General features: G+C 72.0%; 18 protein-coding genes. 14 read left to right on the forward strand and 4 right to left on the reverse strand.

Features of this window, described 5'->3' with window-relative positions; all coding sequences use genetic code 11:
- Window positions 1–300 precede the first annotated feature (300 nt).
- Genes sigJ through YWW_RS31960 form a run of 3 tightly spaced genes read left to right on the forward strand, consistent with a single transcriptional unit; the run spans window position 301 to window position 2286 of the window.
- A complete protein-coding gene (gene sigJ / locus YWW_RS0120630; RefSeq protein WP_026931590.1) occupies window positions 301–1209 on the forward strand; it encodes an RNA polymerase sigma factor SigJ in 909 nt (302 codons plus the stop codon).
- A 27-nt stretch (window positions 1210–1236) separates the two neighbouring features.
- Window positions 1237–1902, forward strand: coding sequence for an NAD(P)-dependent oxidoreductase (locus tag YWW_RS0120635; protein ID WP_026931591.1), 666 nt, complete (start codon window positions 1237–1239; stop codon window positions 1900–1902).
- Between the two features lie 27 nt (window positions 1903–1929).
- On the forward strand, window positions 1930–2286 hold the full coding sequence (locus tag YWW_RS31960) for a DoxX family protein (RefSeq protein ID WP_035699743.1): 357 nt from the start codon (window positions 1930–1932) through the stop codon (window positions 2284–2286).
- A gap of 2 nt (window positions 2287–2288) precedes the next feature.
- Here the strand turns inward: YWW_RS31960 and YWW_RS31965 are convergent, their stop codons facing one another.
- Both YWW_RS31965 and YWW_RS31970 read right to left on the reverse strand, forming a co-directional pair.
- Complete coding sequence (locus YWW_RS31965) at window positions 2289–3218, reverse strand: aminoglycoside phosphotransferase family protein (RefSeq protein WP_051326113.1); 930 nt, start codon at window positions 3216–3218, stop codon at window positions 2289–2291.
- Window positions 3219–3250: 32 nt separating this feature from the next.
- Entirely contained in the window at window positions 3251–3907 is a 657-nt protein-coding gene (locus YWW_RS31970) for a TetR/AcrR family transcriptional regulator (RefSeq protein ID WP_051326114.1), read from the reverse strand.
- An 83-nt stretch (window positions 3908–3990) separates the two neighbouring features.
- Here YWW_RS31970 and YWW_RS0120655 point away from each other — a divergent pair, with 83 nt between their 5' ends.
- The 11 genes from YWW_RS0120655 (at window position 3991) to YWW_RS31975 (ending at window position 18145) form a co-directional block, all read left to right on the forward strand.
- Entirely contained in the window at window positions 3991–5451 is a 1461-nt protein-coding gene (locus tag YWW_RS0120655) for a serine hydrolase domain-containing protein (RefSeq protein ID WP_026931592.1), read from the forward strand.
- Window positions 5452–5692: 241 nt separating this feature from the next.
- Window positions 5693–6967, forward strand: a complete 1275-nt coding sequence (urtA, locus tag YWW_RS0120660) for an urea ABC transporter substrate-binding protein (protein WP_026931593.1) — start codon at window positions 5693–5695, stop codon at window positions 6965–6967.
- 27 nt (window positions 6968–6994) lie between these two features.
- Window positions 6995–7879, forward strand: a complete 885-nt coding sequence (urtB, locus tag YWW_RS0120665) for an urea ABC transporter permease subunit UrtB (protein WP_026931594.1) — start codon at window positions 6995–6997, stop codon at window positions 7877–7879.
- On the forward strand, window positions 7876–8958 hold the full coding sequence (urtC, locus tag YWW_RS0120670) for an urea ABC transporter permease subunit UrtC (protein WP_026931595.1): 1083 nt from the start codon (window positions 7876–7878) through the stop codon (window positions 8956–8958). The genes urtB and urtC overlap by 4 nt, the downstream gene beginning before the upstream one ends.
- Complete coding sequence (gene urtD, locus YWW_RS0120675; protein WP_026931596.1) at window positions 8955–9719, forward strand: urea ABC transporter ATP-binding protein UrtD; 765 nt, start codon at window positions 8955–8957, stop codon at window positions 9717–9719. Before urtC ends, urtD begins: the two co-directional genes overlap by 4 nt.
- A complete protein-coding gene (locus tag YWW_RS0120680; protein ID WP_026931597.1) occupies window positions 9703–10413 on the forward strand; it encodes an ATP-binding cassette domain-containing protein in 711 nt (236 codons plus the stop codon). Before urtD ends, YWW_RS0120680 begins: the two co-directional genes overlap by 17 nt.
- Entirely contained in the window at window positions 10410–11123 is a 714-nt protein-coding gene (locus YWW_RS0120690; protein WP_035699737.1) for a GntR family transcriptional regulator, read from the forward strand. The genes YWW_RS0120680 and YWW_RS0120690 overlap by 4 nt, the downstream gene beginning before the upstream one ends.
- Window positions 11124–11147: 24 nt before the next feature.
- A complete protein-coding gene (gene uca / locus YWW_RS0120695; protein ID WP_026931599.1) occupies window positions 11148–14717 on the forward strand; it encodes an urea carboxylase in 3570 nt (1189 codons plus the stop codon).
- Between the two features lie 29 nt (window positions 14718–14746).
- The gene (gene atzF, locus YWW_RS0120700) at window positions 14747–16414 is read left to right on the forward strand and encodes an allophanate hydrolase (protein WP_026931600.1); all 1668 of its coding nucleotides are present in this window, start codon (window positions 14747–14749) and stop codon (window positions 16412–16414) included.
- Between the two features lie 96 nt (window positions 16415–16510).
- A complete protein-coding gene (locus tag YWW_RS0120705; RefSeq protein WP_026931601.1) occupies window positions 16511–17353 on the forward strand; it encodes a YwqG family protein in 843 nt (280 codons plus the stop codon).
- A gap of 39 nt (window positions 17354–17392) precedes the next feature.
- Window positions 17393–18145, forward strand: a complete 753-nt coding sequence (locus YWW_RS31975) for a maleylpyruvate isomerase family mycothiol-dependent enzyme (protein ID WP_051326115.1) — start codon at window positions 17393–17395, stop codon at window positions 18143–18145.
- Window positions 18146–18202: 57 nt separating this feature from the next.
- Here the strand turns inward: YWW_RS31975 and arfA are convergent, their stop codons facing one another.
- Both arfA and YWW_RS0120720 read right to left on the reverse strand, forming a co-directional pair.
- Entirely contained in the window at window positions 18203–19714 is a 1512-nt protein-coding gene (arfA, locus tag YWW_RS0120715) for an arabinosylfuranosidase ArfA (RefSeq protein WP_026931602.1), read from the reverse strand.
- An 85-nt stretch (window positions 19715–19799) separates the two neighbouring features.
- Window positions 19800–20807, reverse strand: a complete 1008-nt coding sequence (locus tag YWW_RS0120720) for a LacI family DNA-binding transcriptional regulator (protein WP_026931603.1) — start codon at window positions 20805–20807, stop codon at window positions 19800–19802.
- Window positions 20808–20976 lie beyond the last annotated feature (169 nt).

Raw genomic sequence — 20976 nt, forward strand, 5'->3', positions numbered from 1 at the left:
CCTGCCAGGGGCTGCGCAGCGAGATCATCGACAGCACCGGATCGCGTGAGGCCCAAGTGATCGCGCCGATGCCCGGCACACACCTGTACTGGCCGAGCACCAGGCTCCCCGTGCTCAGAGGCGTCCTCGAACCAGGCCACCACGTTCTGAAATCACTGATATATATCGGCCAAGAGTTATTAATCACCGGTCACCTCACCGATGAGAGACCGGCCACAATCCCGAACCGGGCGTCACAGCGACGGCCCCGGCACACTCTCAGATCGGCGACCATCGAAACCGTCGATCCAGGAGGAGCCAGTGGCACCCGATTCGCAGCATCGCTCGGCGACCGACGTGTTCACCGAGCACCGCGAGCTGCTGTTCGCGATCGTCTACAACATGCTCGGGACCGTCGCCGACACCGAGGACGTGCTCCAGGAGACCTGGCTGTCGTGGGAGGCCCGCTCGCGCGGCGAACCGATCGGCCACCCGCGCGCCTACCTCGTGCGCGTCGCCGTCAACGCCGCGATCGCGCGGCAGCGCGACGTCAAACGGCGGCGCGAGACCTATATCGGTCCATGGTTGCCCGAGCCGCTGCCCGGCGGCCCCTCGACCGGCAATACGGCGGCCGACGGGGCCGAGCGCGTGCTCTTGTCCGAGTCCGTCTCCATGGCGCTGCTCGTCGTGCTCGAGTCCCTGACACCGGCCGAGCGCGCCGTGTTCGTGCTCGGGGAGGTTTTCGGGTTCGGGCAGAGGGAGATCGCCGAGATGCTCGAGCGGACTCCGGCCGCGGTCAGGCAGCTGGCCCACCGCGCCCGCTCCCATGTCCACTCGAGACGGCCGCGCTACCGGGTGGATCCGCGGGTCCACCGGGAGGTCACCGAGCGGTTCATGTCCGCCGTCGGCGGTGGCGACATGGAGGCGCTGCTGCGCCTGCTCTCGCCGGAGGTGTCCTTGACGTGCGACGGCGGCGGCAAGGCCCCGGCGGCCGGGCCCAGGCCCGTCCACGGCCCTGATCGCGTCGCCCGTCTGCTGGCCAAGCGCACGTTCCCGCGGTCCGATGGCCTCGAAATCGACTACCGGATCGTCAACGGCGCCCCGGCGGCGTTGCTCGTCCGCGACGGGGAGGTCGTCGGCGTCCTTCTGCTCGACCTCACCGCCGAGGGCGACCGTGTCCTGGGCGTCTACGCCGTCACCAATCCCGCCAAGCTTTCCCGCCTGCGCTGACCGCGCCTCAATCGCACAAGGAAGACCATGAAACTCACCGTCATCGCCGCGACGGGTGGGATCGGCAGTGCCGTGCTCGCCCAGGCCCTCGAAGCCGGCCACGAGGTCACCGCCGCCGTCCGCGATCCCGCCAAGGTCGACGCCGACGTCCGCGTCGTCGCCGTCGACATGGGCCGCCCCGATCCCGGCGCGCTGCGCTCGGCGGTCGAGGGCGCCGACGCCGTCCTGTCCGGGCTCGGGCCGCGCGGTCAGGCCGAGTTCGGCATCGTCTCCCGAGGCACCGCCGCCCTGGTGGAGGCGGTGCGAGCCGCCGGCGTGCGCCGCGTTCTGGCCATCACCGGGGTCGGTCTTTCCACCGTCGCCACGCCGATCCGTCCGAAGCCGTCGAGGCGCGAGCCCGGTGCGGGGGCGATCATGAACCTGATCACGCTGCCGCTGGCCAGGAGGGTTCTCGGTGGGCACATGCCCGATGCGGCCCTGGCGGAGCAGATCCTCGCCGACAGTGGCCTCGACTGGACCTCGGTCCGTGTGCCCTACCTGCTCGATAAGCCGCTGACCGGTGTCTACCAGGTGGCCTACGGCGTGAGTCTGCCTCGCGCGTTTCGGCTCGGCCGCGCCGACGCCGCCCACTTCATGCTCCGCGCGATCGGTGACGAGCGGTCTTTCGGCCGCTATGTCACCGTCGCCTACTGACCCGTCGCTCACTGATCTGGAGATCCCATGTCCACGCTGTACACCGTCATCGTCGCCATCGCCGCTGTGTTCAACCTCGGCTCGGGCATCCTCACGATGCTCAGGGTCCGGTTCATCTTTCCGCTGTTCGACGGTGCGGGCATACCGCACTCGTGGGCGGTGTTCCCCATCGGGACGTTCAAGGCCCTGGGAGGACTCGGTCTGGTCCTCGGCCTGCTGGGGGTGCCCTGGATCGGCTTGGCCGCCTCGATCGGGTTGGTGCTGTTCTGGACGTGCGCGATCTACACCCACTTCTTCACGAGGTTCTGGCCGCCGCAAAGCGTCTTCACCTTCGTGTTCTTCTCGCTGTCAGCCGGCTCGCTGTCATTGGGCCTGTTCGTCTGACCTCACAGGAGTCGGGCGGCGACGTCGAGTTTCTCGTGGCCCCAGTCGAGGCCGTGTTCGAGGACGTAGAGGCCCGTCGCCACCCGCTCGAGGAATCCCCACTCCCAGATCGCTTCGGGATCTGCTCCGGTGTGCTCGGCGAGCAGTGCGCAGTAGCGGCGGGCCAGTGACGGTGCGTCGCCGCTTGCGAGTTCCTTGTCCCAGTCGCGGAGTATGACGCCGAGGTCGTAGGCGGGTTCGGCGGCGAAGCCGTCGGGGTCGATGAACACGAAGCCGGATGCGGCTCCGGGCCGGTCGGCGGGGGCTCGGAGGGCGTTGCCGGGGTGGGGGTCGCCGTGGACGTGCACGCAGTGGTCGTCGCGGTGCGCCGCGGCTCGGCGGTCGGCGAGGCGCCTGGCGTGGTCGACGACCGCGGCGGGGCAGGGCCGGTCGAGTTCCCGCCAGAGTCGTTCGATGAGTTCGGCCAGTCCGTGGGCCTTCTGTCGGCCGTCGTGGGGTGCGGATTCGATCGGCAGGGTCCACGCTTCCCGGAGCGTGGCGCACAGGGTCGCGAGCATGCGCTCGACCGGCCAGCCGTGGTCGTCGAGTGCGGGGCCGAGCGCCTCCATGAGCATCGCGTCTTGGGGCGGGTCGGCGGCGAGGAGTCGCACGTACCCTCGGCCTTCGGCCCGTTCGATCGCGGCGCCGTGCCATTCGCGCCACGGCATCGGCATGGCGACTTTCAGAACGGCGGCTTGGCCGTCGGCGGTTGTCGCGGGGGCCACATAGCCTTCGTTGGCTCCCGGGAACGCCGGTCCGAGGGTGATCGACCACCGCTCGGTGAGTTCGGCGATGATGCCTTCCAGGTCGTCGAGCCAGCGTGTGCCGGTGTGGCCGAGCAGTGCTGCTCGGGTGCGGGCGGTGGGGGAGAGGTCGAAGGGGCGGTCGTTCATGGCCCGATCGTGCTCTGGTGCTGGCGAGTCGGTCAATCGGTTTTGACCGGGTCGGTCCAGTCGGGGTCGTGGTGGTGGCATTCGCCGGTGAAGACCTGTGCCAGGCCGTCTCGGAGGAGGTCTGCGGCGGTGGTGGCGAGTGGCCGTCCAGGGTCGTGGTAGAGCTGGTCGGCAAGGCCGTTCACCAGTGCCGAGAGGCCGACTGCCGCGGTCTCGGGGTCGGCGGTGAGGTCGACTTCGCCGCAGTGTTTGCCGTTGCCCACTGCTCGGGCGATCTGGGCGCGCAGGTTCGCGGCCGTCTTGCGGGCGACTGATGCGACGGTCGGGCTGTCGAGTGAGCGGGCGTGGAAGGCTCGGCCGATGCGGTATTCGGCGCGGCGTCGGTCGTCGAGCGGCCAGAGTTCTTGGAGGCCGGTGAGCATGATGTCGGCGATCGTCTGCTTCGCCGCCTCGCCTTCGGCCACCAGGCGCATGACGCGTTCGAGTTGGCCTTCGGTCGTGCGCCGGTAGACGAACAGCAGCAGTTCGTCTTTGGAGGGGAAGTAGTGCTGTACCAGGCCGACGGAGAAGCCGGCTTCGCGTGCGACGGCCGCCATCGTGGCCGTGTCGAGTCCGGTGTGGGCGATGAGGCGGTGTGCGGCTTCGGCGATCTGGGTGCGGCGGAGGTCGTGGTCTGCGGTCCTTGGCATTCAATAATCATATACGTGTATGGTTATCTTGAAACCATACGACCATATGGTTATGGTCGTCCCTTGAACACCCTGAGGAAACCATGCGAACCACCGCACTCACCTGTGCCGCCGTACTCGCCTGCATCGCTGCGGCGGCGACTCCCGCACACGCCCAAGAGGCGGCCGCGGCCCCGTATGCGGCCGTCGACGACTACCTCGCCGAGCGGTTGGCGTCCAACGGCGTTCCCGGCGCCGCCTACGCCGTCGTCTCCCCGGACGGCATCGAGCACACCGCCGCCTGGGGCGAGGACGGCGACGGCGAAGCGGTCACCGAGTCCACTCCGTTCCTGTGGGGCTCGGTCGCCAAGCCCGTGACCGCCACCGCCGTCATGACCCTCGTGGAGGACGGCAGGGTCGGCCTCGACGAGCCGGTCGCCGTCTACCTGCCGGGCTTCCGGCTCGCCGACGAGGACCACTCGGCGCGCATCACCGTGCGCCACCTGCTGGAGCAGACCAGCGGCATCCCCGAGGGCACCGGTGTCACCGACCGCTTCGAGGAGCGCGAGGACCCCTACGGCGAGGCCGTCGCCGACCTCGCCGATGCCGAACCCTTCGCCGAGCCCGGTGAGACCTTCGAATACGCCAGCGCCAACTACCTCGTCCTCGGCGCGATCGTCCAAGCCGTCAGCGGGCAGCCGTACGAGCAGTACCTGCGCGAGGCCGTCCTCGACCCGCTCGGCATGGACGGCGCGGTCGCCACCGCCGAAGACGCCGAGTCGGTTCCCGACGGCCACACCTACGTCTTCGGGCAGACCGTCGCCATCGACGCCCGCTTCGACCCGACCGGACCGAGCTACGGGTACCTCGGCGGCACGGTCACCGATCTCGCCCACTTCGCGATGGCGCACCTCGGCGGCGGATCGCCGGTACTGGAAGCGGCCTCGGTCGAGCAGATGCACACCGGCGCGGCGGAGATCTCCGAGACCAGCTCCTACGGACTCGGTTGGTACGCCAACTCGCGCCACGACGGTCTGGACACGTCGACGGTCTGGCACGTCGGTGCCACCCCCGGCTACAGCGCCAGCGTGATCCTGCTGCCCGAGCTCGACCGGGCGCTGGTGATGGCCCAGAACGCCTACGGCTACTTCCAGGACGGCCCCTTGATCGGCGCCATGTTCGACGCGGTCCGCCTCCTCGCGGGCGGTGAGGCGACCGACCCGGGAGGCGACTGGCTCTACCCCTCGCTCCTCGGCCTGCTCGTCGCGCTGACGGCCGCCGCCGTGGCCGTCGTGGCCCTCACGCTGCGGCGGCTCCGCCGCGGCGAGCGCCGTCCGGCGCCGCGGTGGCGCACCGCCGTCGGCATGGCGGCTTGGACGCTCGGCGGTCTGGCCGTGGCCTATGTCGCGGGCGTGGCGGTGCCGAGCATCGCGCCGAGCCGGACGGTGCTCCTGCTCTTGACGCCCGATCTCGGATGGGGACTGTACATGGTGTCCTTCAGTGCGCTCGCGGTGGTCGCGGTGCGGCTGTGGGCGGGCGTGCTCCGGCTGCGGGCCCCGAACTGAGGCGAATCGTCCACGCACCCGCACGGCCAGTGGTCGTGCGGGCTTTTTTACGGCCTGGAAACCACAGTTCATCGGCCTGTGCGCAACGGGCATTGGGGTGAAACATCGCGAACCTAGCGTGTACGCAACGCGGATACGCCGTTGTATACGCACCTGTGCACCGCCGCTGCCTGCGGCGGTGTCCCATGCAGACCCCGCCGTCCCGCCGGCGGGGCACTCCTCTGCGAAAGGTCGAGCCCGCATGCCACACCGCCCCGAACATCGCCCACGCCGCGCCGCCCGCGCGATCGCCGCCACAGCGGCCCTCATCGTCACCGCCGGCGCGGCTGCCGCGTGCGGTGCCCGCGCCGGCGAGGAGACCGACGCCTTCGAGCCCTGCCTGGACACCTCCGGCGACACCGTCAAGGTCGGTGCCCTCAACTCGCAGTCCGGCACCATGGCGATCTCCGAGACCACCGTCTTGGACGCGATCCTCCTCGCCGCCGATCAGATCAACGCCGCAGGCGGCGTCCTCGGCAAGCAGATCGAGGTCATCGACGAGGACGGCGCCTCCGAGCCGGTCGTCTTCGCCGAGAAGGCCGAGAAGCTCATCCGCGAGGACTGCGTCGCCGCGGTCTTCGGCGGTTGGACCTCCGCTTCCCGCAAGGCCATGCTGCCGGTCTTCGAGGACTACGACTCGCTGCTGTACTACCCGGTCCAGTACGAGGGCCTCGAAGCCTCGGAGAACATCTTCTACACCGGCGCGACCACCAACCAGCAGATCATCCCCGCTCTCGACTACCTCGCCGAGACCGGTGTCGAGTCGCTGTACCTGGTCGGGTCCGACTACGTCTTCCCGCGCACCGCGAATGCGATCATCAACGCCTACGCCGAGGCGCACGGCATCGAGATCCTCGGCGAGGACTACGTCCCGCTCGGCTCCACCGAGTTCTCCACCATCGTCAACCAGGTCTCGGCCGCCGGGGCCGACGCGGTCTTCAACACCCTCAACGGCGACTCCAATGTGGCCTTCTTCCGCGAGTACGCCAACGTCGGCCTCACCGCCGAGCAGATGCCGGTCATGAGCGTGTCCATCGCCGAAGAGGAGGTCGGCGGCATCGGCGTGGAGAACATCGTCGGCCAACTCGCCGCCTGGAACTACTACCAGACCGTCGAGTCCGAGGCCAACGCCGCGTTCGTCGAGGCGTTCAAGGCCGAGTACGGTGCCGACCGCGTCACCTCCGACCCCATGGAGGCCGCCTACAACGCCGTCCACCTGTGGGCCGCCACGGTCGAGAAGGCCGCCTCGTTCGCCGTCGACGACGTCCAGGAGGCCGCCGGCGGCGTCTCCTTCGAGGGCCCCGAGGGCACCGTCGTCATCGACGGGGAGAACAACCACGTGTCCAAGACCGCCAGGATCGGCGAGATCCGCTCGGACGGGCTGCTCTACACCGTGTGGGAATCGGAGGGGCCCATCGAACCCGACCCGTTCCTCGACGGCTACGAGTGGGCCGCCGATCTGGCCGTCGCCGAATAGCCGGCCGATCGGGAAGGAGACCGACTCGTGGACATCCTCGTCGGACAGCTGTTCACCGGGTTGAGCACCGGTTCGATCCTGCTGCTCGCCGCGCTGGGCCTGTCGCTCACGTTCGGGCAGATGGGCGTCGTCAACATGGCGCACGGCGAATTCATCATGGCCGGCTGCTACACCGCGTACGTCACCCAGCAGGTCGTCGGCGGCGCCGGCGTCTCCCTGCTGATCGCCCTCCCGATCGGTTTCGCCGTCGGCGGCGCGATGGGCCTGATCCTGGAGGTCCTGCTCATCCGCCGCCTCTACCACCGGCCCTTGGACACGCTGCTGGTGACCTTCGGTGTCGGATTGATCCTCCAGCAGGTGGCGCGGGACGTCTTCGGGGCCCCGGCGGTCAACGTGACCGTCCCGCAGTTCCTGCGCGGCGGCGTCGAGATCCTGGGCACGACGGTGCCGAAGACGCGCCTGTTCATCATGGCCTTGGCCGTCGTCGCCGTCGCCGCCCTCGCGCTGGTCCTGCGGTTCACTCCCGCGGGGCGGCGCATCAGGGCCGTGGTCGGCAACCGGGACCTGGCCGAGACGGCCGGGATCTCCTCGCGGGCGGTGGACGCGGGGACGTTCTTCATCGGCTCGGGCCTCGCCGGCGTCGCCGGTGTCGCCCTGACGCTCATCGGGTCGACCAGCCCCACCACCGGGCAGTCCTATCTGGTCGACGCGTTCCTCGTCGTCGTCGCCGGAGGCCTGGGCCGCATCAAGGGCGCGGTGGTCGCCGCCGTCGCGCTCGGGGCGCTCCAGTCGGTCTTCGAGACCTACTCGACCGCGTCGCTGGCGAAGGTCGGCGTCTTCGTCGTCATCGTCGTCTTCTTGCAACTGCGCCCCCAGGGGCTGTTCACGTTGCGGACAAGGAGCCTGGCATGAGCAAGTTCTGGGAGTCCCGGCTCGGCGTCTGGTCCGGGTTCGCCGCCGCCGCGGCCGTCCTGTTCGGTCTGGCGCCGCTGCTGCTGTCGGGTTTCCGGCTCGGCCTGTTCGCGCAGTTCATCTGCTATGCGATCGTCGCCGTCGGCATCGGTCTGGCGTGGGGGAGGGGCGGCATGCTCACGCTCGGGCAGGGCGTGTTCTTCGGGATGGGCGCCTACCTGATGGCCATGCACCTCAAGATGGCCGACGCCGAGTTCCGGGGCGGGCCCGGGGCCGTGCCCGACTTCATGGAGCTCGCCGGGGTGCGCGAGCTGCCCGCCTACTGGGTGCCGTTCGCCTCCCCGGTGTTCACCATCGCCGCGATCGTGCTGCTGCCCACCGGCCTGGCCGTCCTGCTCGGCCTGGCCGTGTTCAAGCGCCGCGTCAAGGGCGCCTACTTCGCGATCCTGTCCCAGGCGCTCGCCGGGGCCTTCGCGATCTTCCTGATCGGGCAGCAGAGCCTCGGCGGCTTCAACGGCCTGAGCTACTTCCGCTACTTCTTCGGGTTCACGCTCAACGACCCGGTCAACCAGCGGATGCTGTACTTCATCACCGCCGCGGCGCTCCTGGTCGTCGTCGCCGCCTCACTGCAACTGCGTCGCTCCCGGTACGGCGAGCTGCTGGTGGCCGTCCGCGACGCCGAAGAGCGCGTCCGCTTCCTCGGCTACGACGCCGCGGGCGTCAAAGTCGTCGCCTATGCCGTAGCGGCCCTGTTCGCCTCGATCGCCGGGGCCCTGTTCGTGCCGGTGGTCGGGATCATCTCCCCGGCCAGCATCGGCATCGTCCCCTCGATCATGTTCCTGCTCGGCGTGGCCATCGGCGGCCGGGGCACCCTGATCGGCCCGGTCGTCGGCGCGCTGGCCGTCGCCTTCGCCCAGACCGCCCTGTCCGAGCAGTTCCCTTCGGCGTGGACCTACGCCCAAGGGCTCCTGTTCGTCTGCGTCATCGCCCTGCTCCCGGGCGGGATCGCCTCGATCCCGGCTGTGGCCGGGCGCATCCGAGTCAAGCACCGCCCCGAAGCCGTGGAGGCGACCACATGAACGCTATCGCTTTGAGCTGCACCGATATTCGCGTCGACTTCGACGGTTTCACCGCCGTCGACGGCGTCGACCTGACCTTGCGCCGCGGCGAGGTCCACTTCCTCATCGGCCCCAACGGCGCCGGGAAGACCACCCTCGTCGACGCCGTCACCGGCCTGGTCAAGTACACCGGCTCGGTCGTCAAGGACGGCCGGGAGCTGCGCGGCAAGAAGGTCCACCACATCGCCCGCGCCGGCGTGGGCCGGACCTTCCAGACCGCCGCGGTCTTCGAGAACCTCACCGTCGCGCAGAACCTCGACATCGCCGCCGGGGCCGCCCGCTCGCCGTGGACCCTGCTGCGCCGCCGCACCTCGCTCCCGGCCGCCGTCGCCGACACCATGGAGCGCATCGGCCTGGCCGAGCGCGCCGGCGCGGCGGCGGGGACGCTCGCCCACGGCCAGAAGCAGTGGCTCGAGATCGGGATGCTCCTGGTCGGCGACGCCGACGTCCTCCTGCTCGACGAACCGATCGCAGGCATGGGCCAGGCCGAACGCGAGACCACCGGCAGGCTCCTCCACGACATCGCCGCCGAGCGGGCCGTGGCCGTGGTCGAGCACGACATGGACTTCATGCGCGCCAACGCCTCCCGTGTGACCGTCCTCCACGGCGGCGCGGTCCTCGCGGCCGGATCGGTCGACGAGGTCTCGGCCGACCCGAAGGTCCAGGAGGTCTACCTCGGGGCCGCCGAGCGCGAGGAGGCCGTCGATGCTGCGGCTGCGTGAGCTCACGTGCGGCTACGGCCGCTCCGCCGTCGTCCACGGCATCGACCTCGACGTCGGGGTCGACGAGGTCGTCGCCGTCATGGGCCACAACGGGGCCGGGAAGACCACCCTGCTCAGAGCCGTCGTCGGCCTCATCCCGGCCATGGGGCGCGGCACGATCGAGTTCGCCGACGCCGCCGGGAACTGGACCGACGTCACCGGCCGTCCCGCGAACCGGCGCGTCCGCTCGGGCATGGCCTACGTCCCCCAAGGCCAGCAGTGCTTCGCGCACCTGACCTGCGCCGAGAACCTCCGCCTGGTCGCCGACGGCCGCAAACGGGGCAAGGCCCTCATCGACGAGCAGCTCGACCTGTTCCCGGCCCTGCGCGGCCTCCTGACCCGCCAGGCCGGGCTCCTGTCGGGCGGACAGCGCCAGCAGCTGGCGATCGCCCGCGCCCTCATCGGCGAGCCGCGCCTGCTCATCCTCGACGAACCCACCGAGGGCATCCAGCCCACCGTCGTCGCCGAGATCGAGTCCACGATCGTCGCCCTCGCCGCCCGCGGCGGCCTGTCGGTCCTCCTGGTCGAACAGCATCTCGGCTTCGCCCTCCAGGCCGCGAGCCGCTACTACGTGCTCCGCTCGGGCCGCATCGCCTCCGAAGGCGAGACCGGCACCGGAGCCGAGGCCCGAGTCAGGGAGGCCATGGCCATATGAGCGACGCCTTCTCGCCGCTGGCCCCGACCGGCGAGCCGCTCGCCGCCCGCGTCTACATGGCGCTGCGCACCGACCTCATGGCCGGACGGTACGAGCCGGGCCGCAGGCTCGGCGAGGAGCGGCTCGCCGGGAACTACGGCGTCTCGCGCACCCCGGTGCGCGAGGCGCTCAGCCGATTGGCCGCCGACGGCCTGGTCGCCCGCGAAAGCGACGGCCTCTACCCCTACCGGCCCCGCATCGACCAGCTCAACGACCTCTACGAAGTCCGGCTCACCCTCGAATTGCGCGGCCTGGCCCGCGCCGCCGCCGACCCGGGAACCGCGCACGACCGCGACCTGCTCGGGCCCGAGCTCGACCGCTGGTACGCCCTGCGCAAGGCCCCGCCGGGCCCCGACGCCGGCTTCGTCGACGCCGACGAGCGCTACCACGTCACCCTCCTGGCCGCTGCGGGCAACCCGCAGCTGGCCGAAGCGCTCAAGGCCGTCAACAACCGCATCCGGCCCGCGCGCATGTTCGACTACTTCACCGACGAGCGCATGGCCTCCACCATCGCCGAGCACATCGCCATCGCCGAAGGCGCCCTCGACGGACGCTACGAGGAGGCGACGGCGATCCTCACCGGCCACATCGAAACCTCCCGGTCCATCGTGGTCGCCCGCGCCGAGGCGGCCCTGTCGTGGGCGCGCCTCGCCGGCGCCGTCCGGCCCTGACACCCCTGAAAGCGAGAGCCATCCGTGTTCGACCGCATCCTCATCGCCAACCGCGGCGAGATCTCCCGGCGGATCACCGGCACCGCCCACCGGCTCGGCATCGAGACCGTCGCCGTCTACTCCGAGGCCGACGCCGCCTCCCTGCACGTCAAGGACGCCGACGAGGCCGTGTGCATCGGCCCGGCCGCACCGGCCGAGTCGTACCTGAACGTCGATGCGATCCTGTCGGCCGCCAAGGACACCGGCGCGCAGGCCGTCCACCCCGGCTACGGCTTCCTCGCCGAGAACGCCGAGTTCGCCCGCCGCTGCGCAGCAGCCGGACTGGTGTTCATCGGCCCGACCCCCGAGCAGCTGGAACTGTTCGGCGACAAGGTGGCCGCGCGGGCCGCCGCCACCGAAGCGGGCGTTGCGCTCGCGGCCGGCACCGCGGCGCTCACCGACCTCGACCAGGCCACCGAGGCGGCCGCATCGATCGGCTACCCCGTCATCGTCAAGGCCTCGGCCGGCGGCGGCGGCATCGGCATGCGCGTCGCGGCCGACGCCGCCGAGCTCGCCGACGTCTTCGCCTCGGTCAGGCGCCTGGCCGCCGACAACTTCGGCGACGACGCGGTCTACCTCGAACGGTACGTACGCCGCGCCCGCCACATCGAAGTCCAGGTCTTCGGCGACGGCGCCGGCCGCGTCGTCAGCCTCGCCGACCGCGACTGCACCCTCCAGCGGCGCCACCAGAAAGTCATCGAAGAGGCCCCCGCGCCCGCCCTGCCCGGTCCCGTCCGAGCGGCCATGCACGCCTCGGCCCGCGCCCTGGCCGCCTCCGCGGCCTACCGCTCGGCCGGGACCGTCGAGTTCATCTACGACGCCGACCGCGGCGAGGCGTCCTTCCTGGAGTTCAACACCCGCCTCCAAGTCGAGCACCCGGTGACCGAGCGGATCCTCGGCATCGACCTGGTCGAGTGGATGATCCGCCACGCCGCCGGCGACACCGGCCTCCTCGACGGCGTCCCCGACGCCGGGCCGCCGCCCACCGGCTGCGCGGTCGAGGCCCGCGTCTACGCCGAAGACCCCGCCCGCGGCCACCTCCCCAGCGCCGGACTGCTCACCTGCGCCGACCTGCCCGCATCGGCCCGAGTGGACACCTGGATCGAACGCGGCGTGACGGTCCCGTCCGCCTACGACCCGATGCTCGCCAAGATCATCACCGCGGGCGAGGACCGCGAAGCCGCCTGGGCCGCCCTCGCCGAAGCCTTGGGCCAGACCAGGATCGAAGGCGTCCACACCAACCTCGGGCAGCTGGCCGCCGCCGCCCGCGACCGGCGCGTCGCCGCCTGCGAACACACCACCGCCACCATCGCCGACATCGCCGACGACTCGCCGCGCATCGACGTCATCGCACCAGGCGTGCTGACCACCGTCCAGGACTGGCCCGGCCGCATCGGCCACTGGCAGGTCGGCATCCCGCCCTCGGGCCCGATGGACGACTACTCGTTCCGCCTGGGCAACCGCGCCCTCGGCAACGACGAGGGCTCCCCCGGCCTCGAATGCACCATCACCGGCCCCACCCTGCGGTTCAGCGCCCCCGCCGTCGTCTGCGTCACCGGCGCCCCCGCACCGGTCACCCTCGACGGCGAGACGGTCGAGCAATGGGTCCCCCTCACCGTCCCCGCCGGCGGCGAACTCGCGATCGGCCAGATCGGCGACGCCGGCGCCCGCACCTACCTCCTCTTCCAAGGCGGCCTCGACGTCCCGACCTTCCTCGGCTCGGCCGCGACCTTCCCGCCGGCGCGGATCGGCGGCTACACCGGCGACCAGCTGCGATCCGGCGACCGCCTCCTCCCGGCCCCGGCCACCGGCGCCGCCGCCGCACCGGTGCCGGTCGCCGCCCGCCCGAGCTTCGGCCACGAATGGACCCTCACCGTCACCCCCGGGCCCCAGCCCGCCCCGCACTACTTCACCCGAGCGGACATGGCCGCCCTCTACGACGCGGCATGGACCGTCCAAGTCCACGCCGGACGCTCCGGCGTCCGCCTCGACGGGCCCCGCCCCGCCTGGGCCCGCACCGACGGGGGAGAAGCGGGCCTGCACCCCTCCAACCTCCACGACAACCCCTACTCGGTCGGCACCGTCAACTTCACCGGCGACACCCCCGCCCTGCTGGGCCCCGACGGGCCCAGCCTCGGCGGCTTCGCCTGCCCCTTCACCGTCACCACCGCCGACCGGTGGAAACTCGGGCAGCTGCGCCCCGGCGACACCGTCACCTTCGCGCCGGTCGACCAGACCGAGGCCGACCGGCTCCGCGCCGCACCCCTCGCCGCGCCCGCCCTCCTGGCGGGCGCGGCCGACGACGACGCCACCCTCGCCCGCATCGAAGCCGGCCCAGACCGGCCCGCCGTCGCCTACCGCCGCGCCGGCGACGACGCCGTCCTGGTCGAATACGGGCCCATGCGCCTCGATGTGGGGCTGCGGATGCGCATCGGCGCCCTCATGGACGCCCTCGCCGAGGCCGCGCCCGCAGGGCTCGTCGACACCACACCGGGCGTGCGGTCCCTGCACCTGCACGTCGACCCCGACGTGCTGCCGATCCGCGCCCTCACCGGCCTCCTGGTCGAACTCGAGGCCGAGCTGCCGGTCATCGACGACATGGTCGTGCCCTCCAGGCAGGTGCGCCTGCCGATCTGTTGGAACGACGCCGTGGTCGACGAGGCCATCGCCCGCTACACCACCAACGTCCGCGACGACGCGCTCTACAACCCGTCCAACATCGAGTTCATCCGCCGCATCAACGGCCTGGACTCGACCGAGGACGTCGCCCGGATCGCCACCGCCGCCGAATGGCTCGTCCTGGGCCTGGGCGACGTCTACCTCGGCGCGCCCGCCGCCGTCCCCGTCGATCCCCGCCACCGCCTGGTCACCACCAAGTACAACCCCGCCCGCACCTGGACCGCCGAAGGCACCGTCGGCATCGGAGGGTCCTATATGTGCATCTACGGCATGGACTCCCCGGGCGGCTACCAGCTCGTCGGCCGCACCGCCCCCATCTGGGCCGGGCTGCGGAACCTCGCCTCGTTCCACGGCGGCCTGCCCTGGCTCCTGCGGTTCTTCGACCGCGTCGTCTTCGAGCCCGTCGCCGAGGACGAACTGGCCGACATCCGCCGGGAACTGGCCGCCGGGCGGCGCGAGATCGACATCCGCCCCGGCTCCTTCGCCTACGCCGACTACCGGCGCCTGCTGGCCGACAACGCCGCCTCCATCGAAGCGTTCACCGCCCGCCAGGCCGCGGCGTTCGAAGCCGAACGGCTGCGCTGGGCCGAGGCCGGCGAATTCGACCGGGACGTGGCCGAGGAGGGCCCGGCCGCGGCCGCGGTCGACCTGGCCGAGGGCGAGACCATGGTGGAGGCGCCCATGGCCGCCAGCGTCTGGCGCGTCGCCGTCGCCGAAGGCGACCGCGTCGAAGCCGGCCAGACCGTCCTGGTTCTGGAGGCGATGAAACTCGAGATGCCCCTGGCCGCACCGGTGTCCGGGACCGTGCGGCGCGTGCTGGCCCGGCCCGGCGACCAGGCCGCGCCGGGCACACCCCTGCTCATCGTCGCCCGATAGCCTTGGAAGCAAAGGAGACACCCCAGCCCGTGAACACCACCGACCGCGCCCTGGCCGCCTACGCCCGCATCGCCGAGATCGACCGGCCCGAAGCCTGGATCGCCCTGCGCGACCAGGACGACGTGCTCGCCGAGGCCGCCCGCCTCGACGCCGCCCGCGCCGCCGGAGCGGACCTGCCCCTGGCCGGGAAGGTCTACGCCGCCAAGGACAACATCGACGTCGCCGGGCTGGCGACGAGTGCCGCGTGCCCCTCGTTCGCCTACGAACCCGACCGCGACGCGACCGCCGTCGCCCGGCTCCGAGCGGCCGGAGCGGTCTGCCTGGGCAAGACCAACCTCGACCAGTTCGCCACCGGCCTGGTCGGCACCCGCAGCCCCTACGGCGCGGTCCGGTCCGCCGCCGACCCCGCCCTGGTCGCCGGCGGGTCCTCCTCCGGCTCGGCCGTCCTGGTCGCCCTCGGCGCGGTCGACTTCGCGCTCGGCACCGACACCGCCGGATCGGGCCGCGTCCCCGCCGCGCTGGGCGGGATCGTCGGCGTCAAGGCCAGCCTCGGACTCGTGCCGGTCGACGGCGTGGTCCCCGCCTGCTTCTCCTACGACTGCGTGACCGCCTTCGCGCCCGACCTGGCCGGCGCGGTCGAGGCCATGCGGGTCATGACCGGCCCGGCCGAGACCGACCCCGCCTCACGGACCTGGCCCGCCGAGCTCCCGCTCGCCGCGCCGCCCGAGCCGCGCGTGGCCGTCCCGCGCCCCCAAGACCTCGCGCCGCTCGATCCGGACTTCCGGCCGCTGTTCGAGGCGGCCGCGGCCGCACTCGAAGCGGCCGGCGTCACCTGCGTCGAGACCGACGTCCGGCCGTTCCTCGACGCCGCGCTGCTGCTGTACGAGGGCGCGCTGGTCGCCGAACGGTTCGCGGCCTTCGGCGCGCACCTCGACGCCTGGCCCGAGGACGCCGACCCGGTCGTGGCCGAGATCGTGCGGGGCGCCGGCAAGTTCACCGGCGCCGAGCTCGCCGCCGACCAGCAGCGGCTGCGCCGCTCCCGCGCCGCCGCCCGGGCGGCCCTGGACGGCCTGGACGCGCTCCTGCTGCCCACCGCGCCGATGCACCCGGCGATCGCCGAGGTCCGGGCCGACCCGATCGCGACCAACGCCCGCATGGGCACCTACACCAACTTCGTGAACCTGCTCGACATGGCCGCCGTGGCCGTCCCCGCCGGCACGGCCGGGTCGAAGGGCTTCGGCGTCAGCCTCATCGTCCCGGCCTTCGCCGACCAGGTCGCGATCGACCTCGCCGCCCGCCTCCAAGGCGTCGAGGCGCCGCTGTACGCCCCGGCCGGGGCCGAACTGGTCGTCTTCGGCGCGCACCTGGCCGGCATGCCCCTCAACGGGCAGCTCACCGCCCTGGGCGCGCGATTCGCCGGCGAGGTCGCCACGGCACCGGCCTACCGGATGTACGAACTGGACACCGAACCGTCCAAGCCGCTCGTCGTCCGCTCCGGCGAGGGCGCGAGCCTGCCCGGCGAACGCTGGCTGCTGAGCCCGGCCGCGCTCGGCCGCTTCCTGTCCGCCCTGCCCGCGCCGATGAGCCTGGGGAAGGTCGAGCTGTCCGACGGCACCTGGGCCACCGGCTTCGTCGCCGCCGCGCCGGAGGGCGCCGACATCACCGCCGCGGGCGGCTGGCGCGCGCACCGCGGATGAGGCAATCGCCGCAAACGGTCACGAACCAGCTCGCCTCGCACGCCGGGTGCGGCATGAGCGGCCGACACGGTCGCGGGATTGCGCTACGGTGCGGTGATGACGGATACTCAGGAGCTCGCCGCGCTGGCCGACCAGCACCTCCCGGCCGAGGCCGCCGCGCGGTGGAAGAGCCTGCTCAGGCCGGCGATCCAGTTCGACTGGGCCGCCGGGAGCGACCCCGTTGCGGCGCAACTGGGCGGCGATCCCGAGCTGCCCGTCGGCCACGCCTGGCCCGAGTGGGACGGGCACGGCCCGCTGACGTTCATCGCCGCTTTCGACTGCGCGCGGCTGCGCATCGGCGGCTTCCCCCTGCCCGAGACCGGGCGGCTGCTGTTCTTCTACTTCGACGGGCAGATCGACGGCGGCATCGAGACCGCCGGGGCGTTCGAGCCCGGCACCCAGGGCGGGGCCCGCGTGCTGCACGTCCCCGCCGGCGCCCCGCTCGAGCGGCGGCCCGCCCCGAGCCCGCTCAAGGCCTACCCGCAGCAGCTGCTGCGGGCCGAGGCGGTGACGACCGCCCCCGAACCCGACGGGCCCCGCATCGCCGCCGCGTTCGGGGCCGAGGCGGGGCGGGGCCCGGGGCACCCGATCGACAACGCCGCCTTCCACGACGCGGTCTATGAGGAGGTCTCGGTCAGCGTGTGCCACCAGGTCGGGGGCTACCCGCTGTCGGTCCAGGGCGCGGTCGAGTACGAGGCCGCCGGCGCCGCCGCCGAGGTGCCCGGCGGCGGGGCCGCCTACGCCGACCCCGACCGGTGGCTCCTGCTCGCCCAGATCGACACCGACAGCGGCTCGAACATGATGTGGGGCGACGCGGGCATGCTCTACTGGCTCATCCAAGAACCCGACCTCGCCGCGGGCCGCTTCGACCGAGCCGTGTTCACCTGGCAGTGCGCCTGAACGGCGCCGGTGTGGCACCGGTGTGGAAGGATCGCGGGCATGGAATCCTCCTCCCTCAGGTCCCACCTCATCGACGAGGCCGCCCGACTCAAGACCGCCGTCGCCGGCGCCGGAGCGAACACGCCGGTGCCCACCTGCCCTGATTGGACCGTCGCCGAGCTGCTCGACCACGTCACCGAGGTCTACGACCACAAGATCCAGTGCATGCGGCTGCTCAGGGAGCCGGGCGAGGACGAGCTGCTGTCGCGCAAGGGCAGCCCCACCGAGCGTTTCGACGCGGCCCTGGCCGAGCTGCTCACCGAGTTCGACGACCGCGGCCCCGACAGCCTGGCCTTCACCTGGTACGGGCCCGACCAGACCGTCGGCTTCTGGATCAGGCGCATGGCCTGCGAGACCGTCGTCCACCGCGCCGACGCCGAACTGGCCGCCGGAGCGGACATCGGCCCGGTCGAGGCGGCGTTCGGCATCGACGCCGTCGAGGAGATGCTCACGGTCATGATCGCCTGGGGCAGCCGCGCCTACCGGCAGTGGCTCGCCGAGACCCTCGAGGCCAACGACGGCCTCACCGTCGCCGTCGACGCCGAGGAGCGGTCCTGGACGCTGCGGGTCGGCCGCGAGGGCGTCGCACTGAGCGACGGCGTCGCCGCCGACGCCCAGGCCACCGTCGCGGGCACGCCGCGCGAGATCCTCATGTGGCTGTGGCGCCGCCTGGGCGCCGGGGCCGTGGCCGTCCGCGGCGACCGCGCGAAGGCGAAGGCCCTCTACGGCATGATCGAGACCTTCGCCCAATAGCCGCATCGGACGCGGGCGGGCGGGGGCGATGCGCCCGGGCCCGCCCGCGACCGGTGTCTACTTCGGGTGGATGCGGATCGTGTTCCAGCTCATCGCGGGCAGTTCGACGGTGACCGTGCCGTCGGCGGCCCGCACGGTCTCGTTCGCCGCCGGGGCCACCCGGGTCTGGTCCTCGAGGGTGTTCTTCGCGTCGGGGTCCGCGTGGGTCAGCGTCGAGCACGTGACCTCGCCGATGCCGGCCATGGCGCCGGGGTCGACCTCGAGCGTCAGCGGCGCCTTCAGGTCGCGGTTGACCGCGAACACGGTCACCGAGCCGTCCTCGTTCGCCACCGCCACCGAGTGGAGCGCCTCCACGGGGCCGAACTTGGCGGTCGTGAACGACGGCGAGGCCGCGCCGAGCCGCAGGACCTTGCCGCGCCCGAACCGGCTGGCCTCGGCGAAGGGGAAGAACGTCGTCTGCCGCCACGCCGGGCCGCCCGGCTCGGTCATGATCGGGCCGATCACGTTGACCAGCTGCGCCAGGCACGCCGCCGTCACCCGGTCGCAGCGGCGCAGCAGCGTGACCAGCAGCGAGCCGAACACGACCGCGTCCATCGCCGAGTACTGGTCCTCGAGCTGGCGGGGCGCCTCGGACCAGCGCTCGGGCGGCTCGTAGCCCTCCGAGCTCTGGTACCACACGTTCCACTCGTCGAAGGAGATGTTGATCTTCTTGTCGCTTTTGAGTTTCGCGCCGACCGAGTCGGCGGTGGCGACGACGCCGTCGATGAACAGCTCCATGTCCTGGGCGCTGGCCATGAAGCTGTCGAGGTCGCCGTCGACGGGGTGGTAGTAGGCGTGCGCGGAGATGTAGTCGACCGACTCGTAGGAGTGCTCCAGCACCTCGGCCTCCCAGGCGCCGAAGGTGGGCATGCCGCGGCTGGAGGAGCCGCAGGCGACCAGGTCGAGCCCGGAGTCGAACATGCGCATCGCGCGGGCGGTCCGGTCGGCGAGGCGGCCGTACTCGGCGGCGGTGCGCTGGCCGATCTGCCAGGGGCCGTCCATCTCGTTGCCCAGGCACCACAGCCGGATGCCGTAGGGTTCCTCGTCGCCGTGGGAGCGGCGCAGGTCCGACCAGTGGGTGCCGCCGGGGTGGTTGGCGTACTCGAGCAGGTCGAGGGCCTCCTGAAGGCCGCGGGTGCCGAGGTTGACGGCCATGTTCGGTTCGACGCCGACGGTGCGGCAGAACTTGATGAACTCGCCGAGGCCGAACTGGTTGGTCTCGGTGACGCCCCAGGCCAGGTCCAGGCGGCGGGGCCGGTCTTCCTTGGGGCCGACGCCGTCCTCCCAGCGGTAGCCGGAGACGAAGTTGCCGCCGGGGTAGCGGATCATCGTCGGGCCGAGTTCGGCGACCAGGTCCAGCACGTCGCCGCGGAGGCCGTCGGCGTTCGCGGTGGGGTGGCCGGGCTCGTAGATCCCGGTGTAGACGCAGCGGCCCAGATGCTCCACGAAGGAGCCGAAGAGCCGCTCGGGCACCTCGGCGACGGTGAAGCGGGGGTCGAATTCGATGCGTGCTCGGCGGTGTTCGGCCATGGCTGCCTCCCGGGGACGGCGACCGCGTCGGCGGCGTCCACGGCGCGCCGATCACGGTACTTTATCGGTAAATACCCGCGTCATGTTACAGGTCGACGGCCGTCGACGCGCGGGCCACCAGCTCCGGCTGGAAGACCACGTTGCGGTGCGTGTGGCCCTTGCCCTCGGCGATCTCCTCGAACAGCAGCTGCGCGGCGGTGCGCCCCAGCTGCGCCCGCGGCTGGCGGACCGAGGAGAGCGGGACGGCCGCCGCCGCGGCGAAGTCGATGTCGTCGTAGCCGACGATCGCGCACTCCTCGGGCACCTTGACCCCGTGCATCGTCAAACCCTGGAGCGCGCCGAGCGCGACCAGGTCGTTGGCGCAGAAGACCGCCGTGGGCGCGTCCGGCAGCCGCAGCATCTGCTCGACGGCCTGCCTGCCGCCCCCGACGTTCAGACTCACCGAGGTGAACGTCTCCAGGCGGGTCCCGGACCGCTCGCAGACCTCCCGGCACCCGGCCAGGCGGTCGCGGACCTGCGGGATCGACAGCGGCCCGCCGATGAACGCGACCGAGGCGTGCCCCTGCTCGACCAGGTGCGCGGCGGCCAGGCGGCCGCCGTGGACGTCGTCGACCGCCACCGAGCAGTGCGGGTGGAGCCCGGCGCCGCGGTCGACCAGGACCACCGGGATGTCGTGGGCGGTCAGCCGCTCGAGCCGCTCGGCCGAGGTGTCGTCGACCGGCGTGATGAGCAGGCCCCGGACCCGCTGCTCCTCCAGGATCTCCAGGTGGCGCTGCTCGCGGCGCACGTCCTCGCCCGAATCGCAGACGGTGACCACGCCGCCGGCCGAGTCGACCAGGGGCTCGGCGCCGCGCACCACGTCGGTGAAGAAGGGGTTGGAGACGTCGAGGACCACGATCGCGACGTTGCGGCTGCGGCCGGCGCGCAGCTGCCGGGCCGAGTCGTTGCGGACGTAGCCGAGCGAGGCGATGGCGGCCAGCACGCGCCGCCTGGTCTCCTCGGCCACCGCGTCGGGCCGGTTGAGCACGTTGGAGACCGTGCCGACCGAGACGCCCGCGGCCCGCGCCACGTCTTTCATGCTGCTAGTGGTCATCGTCACCTCATGGAGTGTATCGAGGGGCACTGCGAGGGCCCCGGCCCCGGACGGCGCGCCGGGGCGCGCAGGTGTTGAAACGAATCAACACCGGATCGGGAGCACGCGGAATCATATCGCGAGTCTGTCACGGAATTGTCGCCGGACGGGTCTTGACAGCGCTGGCCAG

The sequence above is a fragment of the Glycomyces tenuis DSM 44171 genome (assembly GCF_000427885.1).
Classification (GTDB): Bacteria; Actinomycetota; Actinomycetes; order Mycobacteriales; family Micromonosporaceae; genus Glycomyces; species Glycomyces tenuis.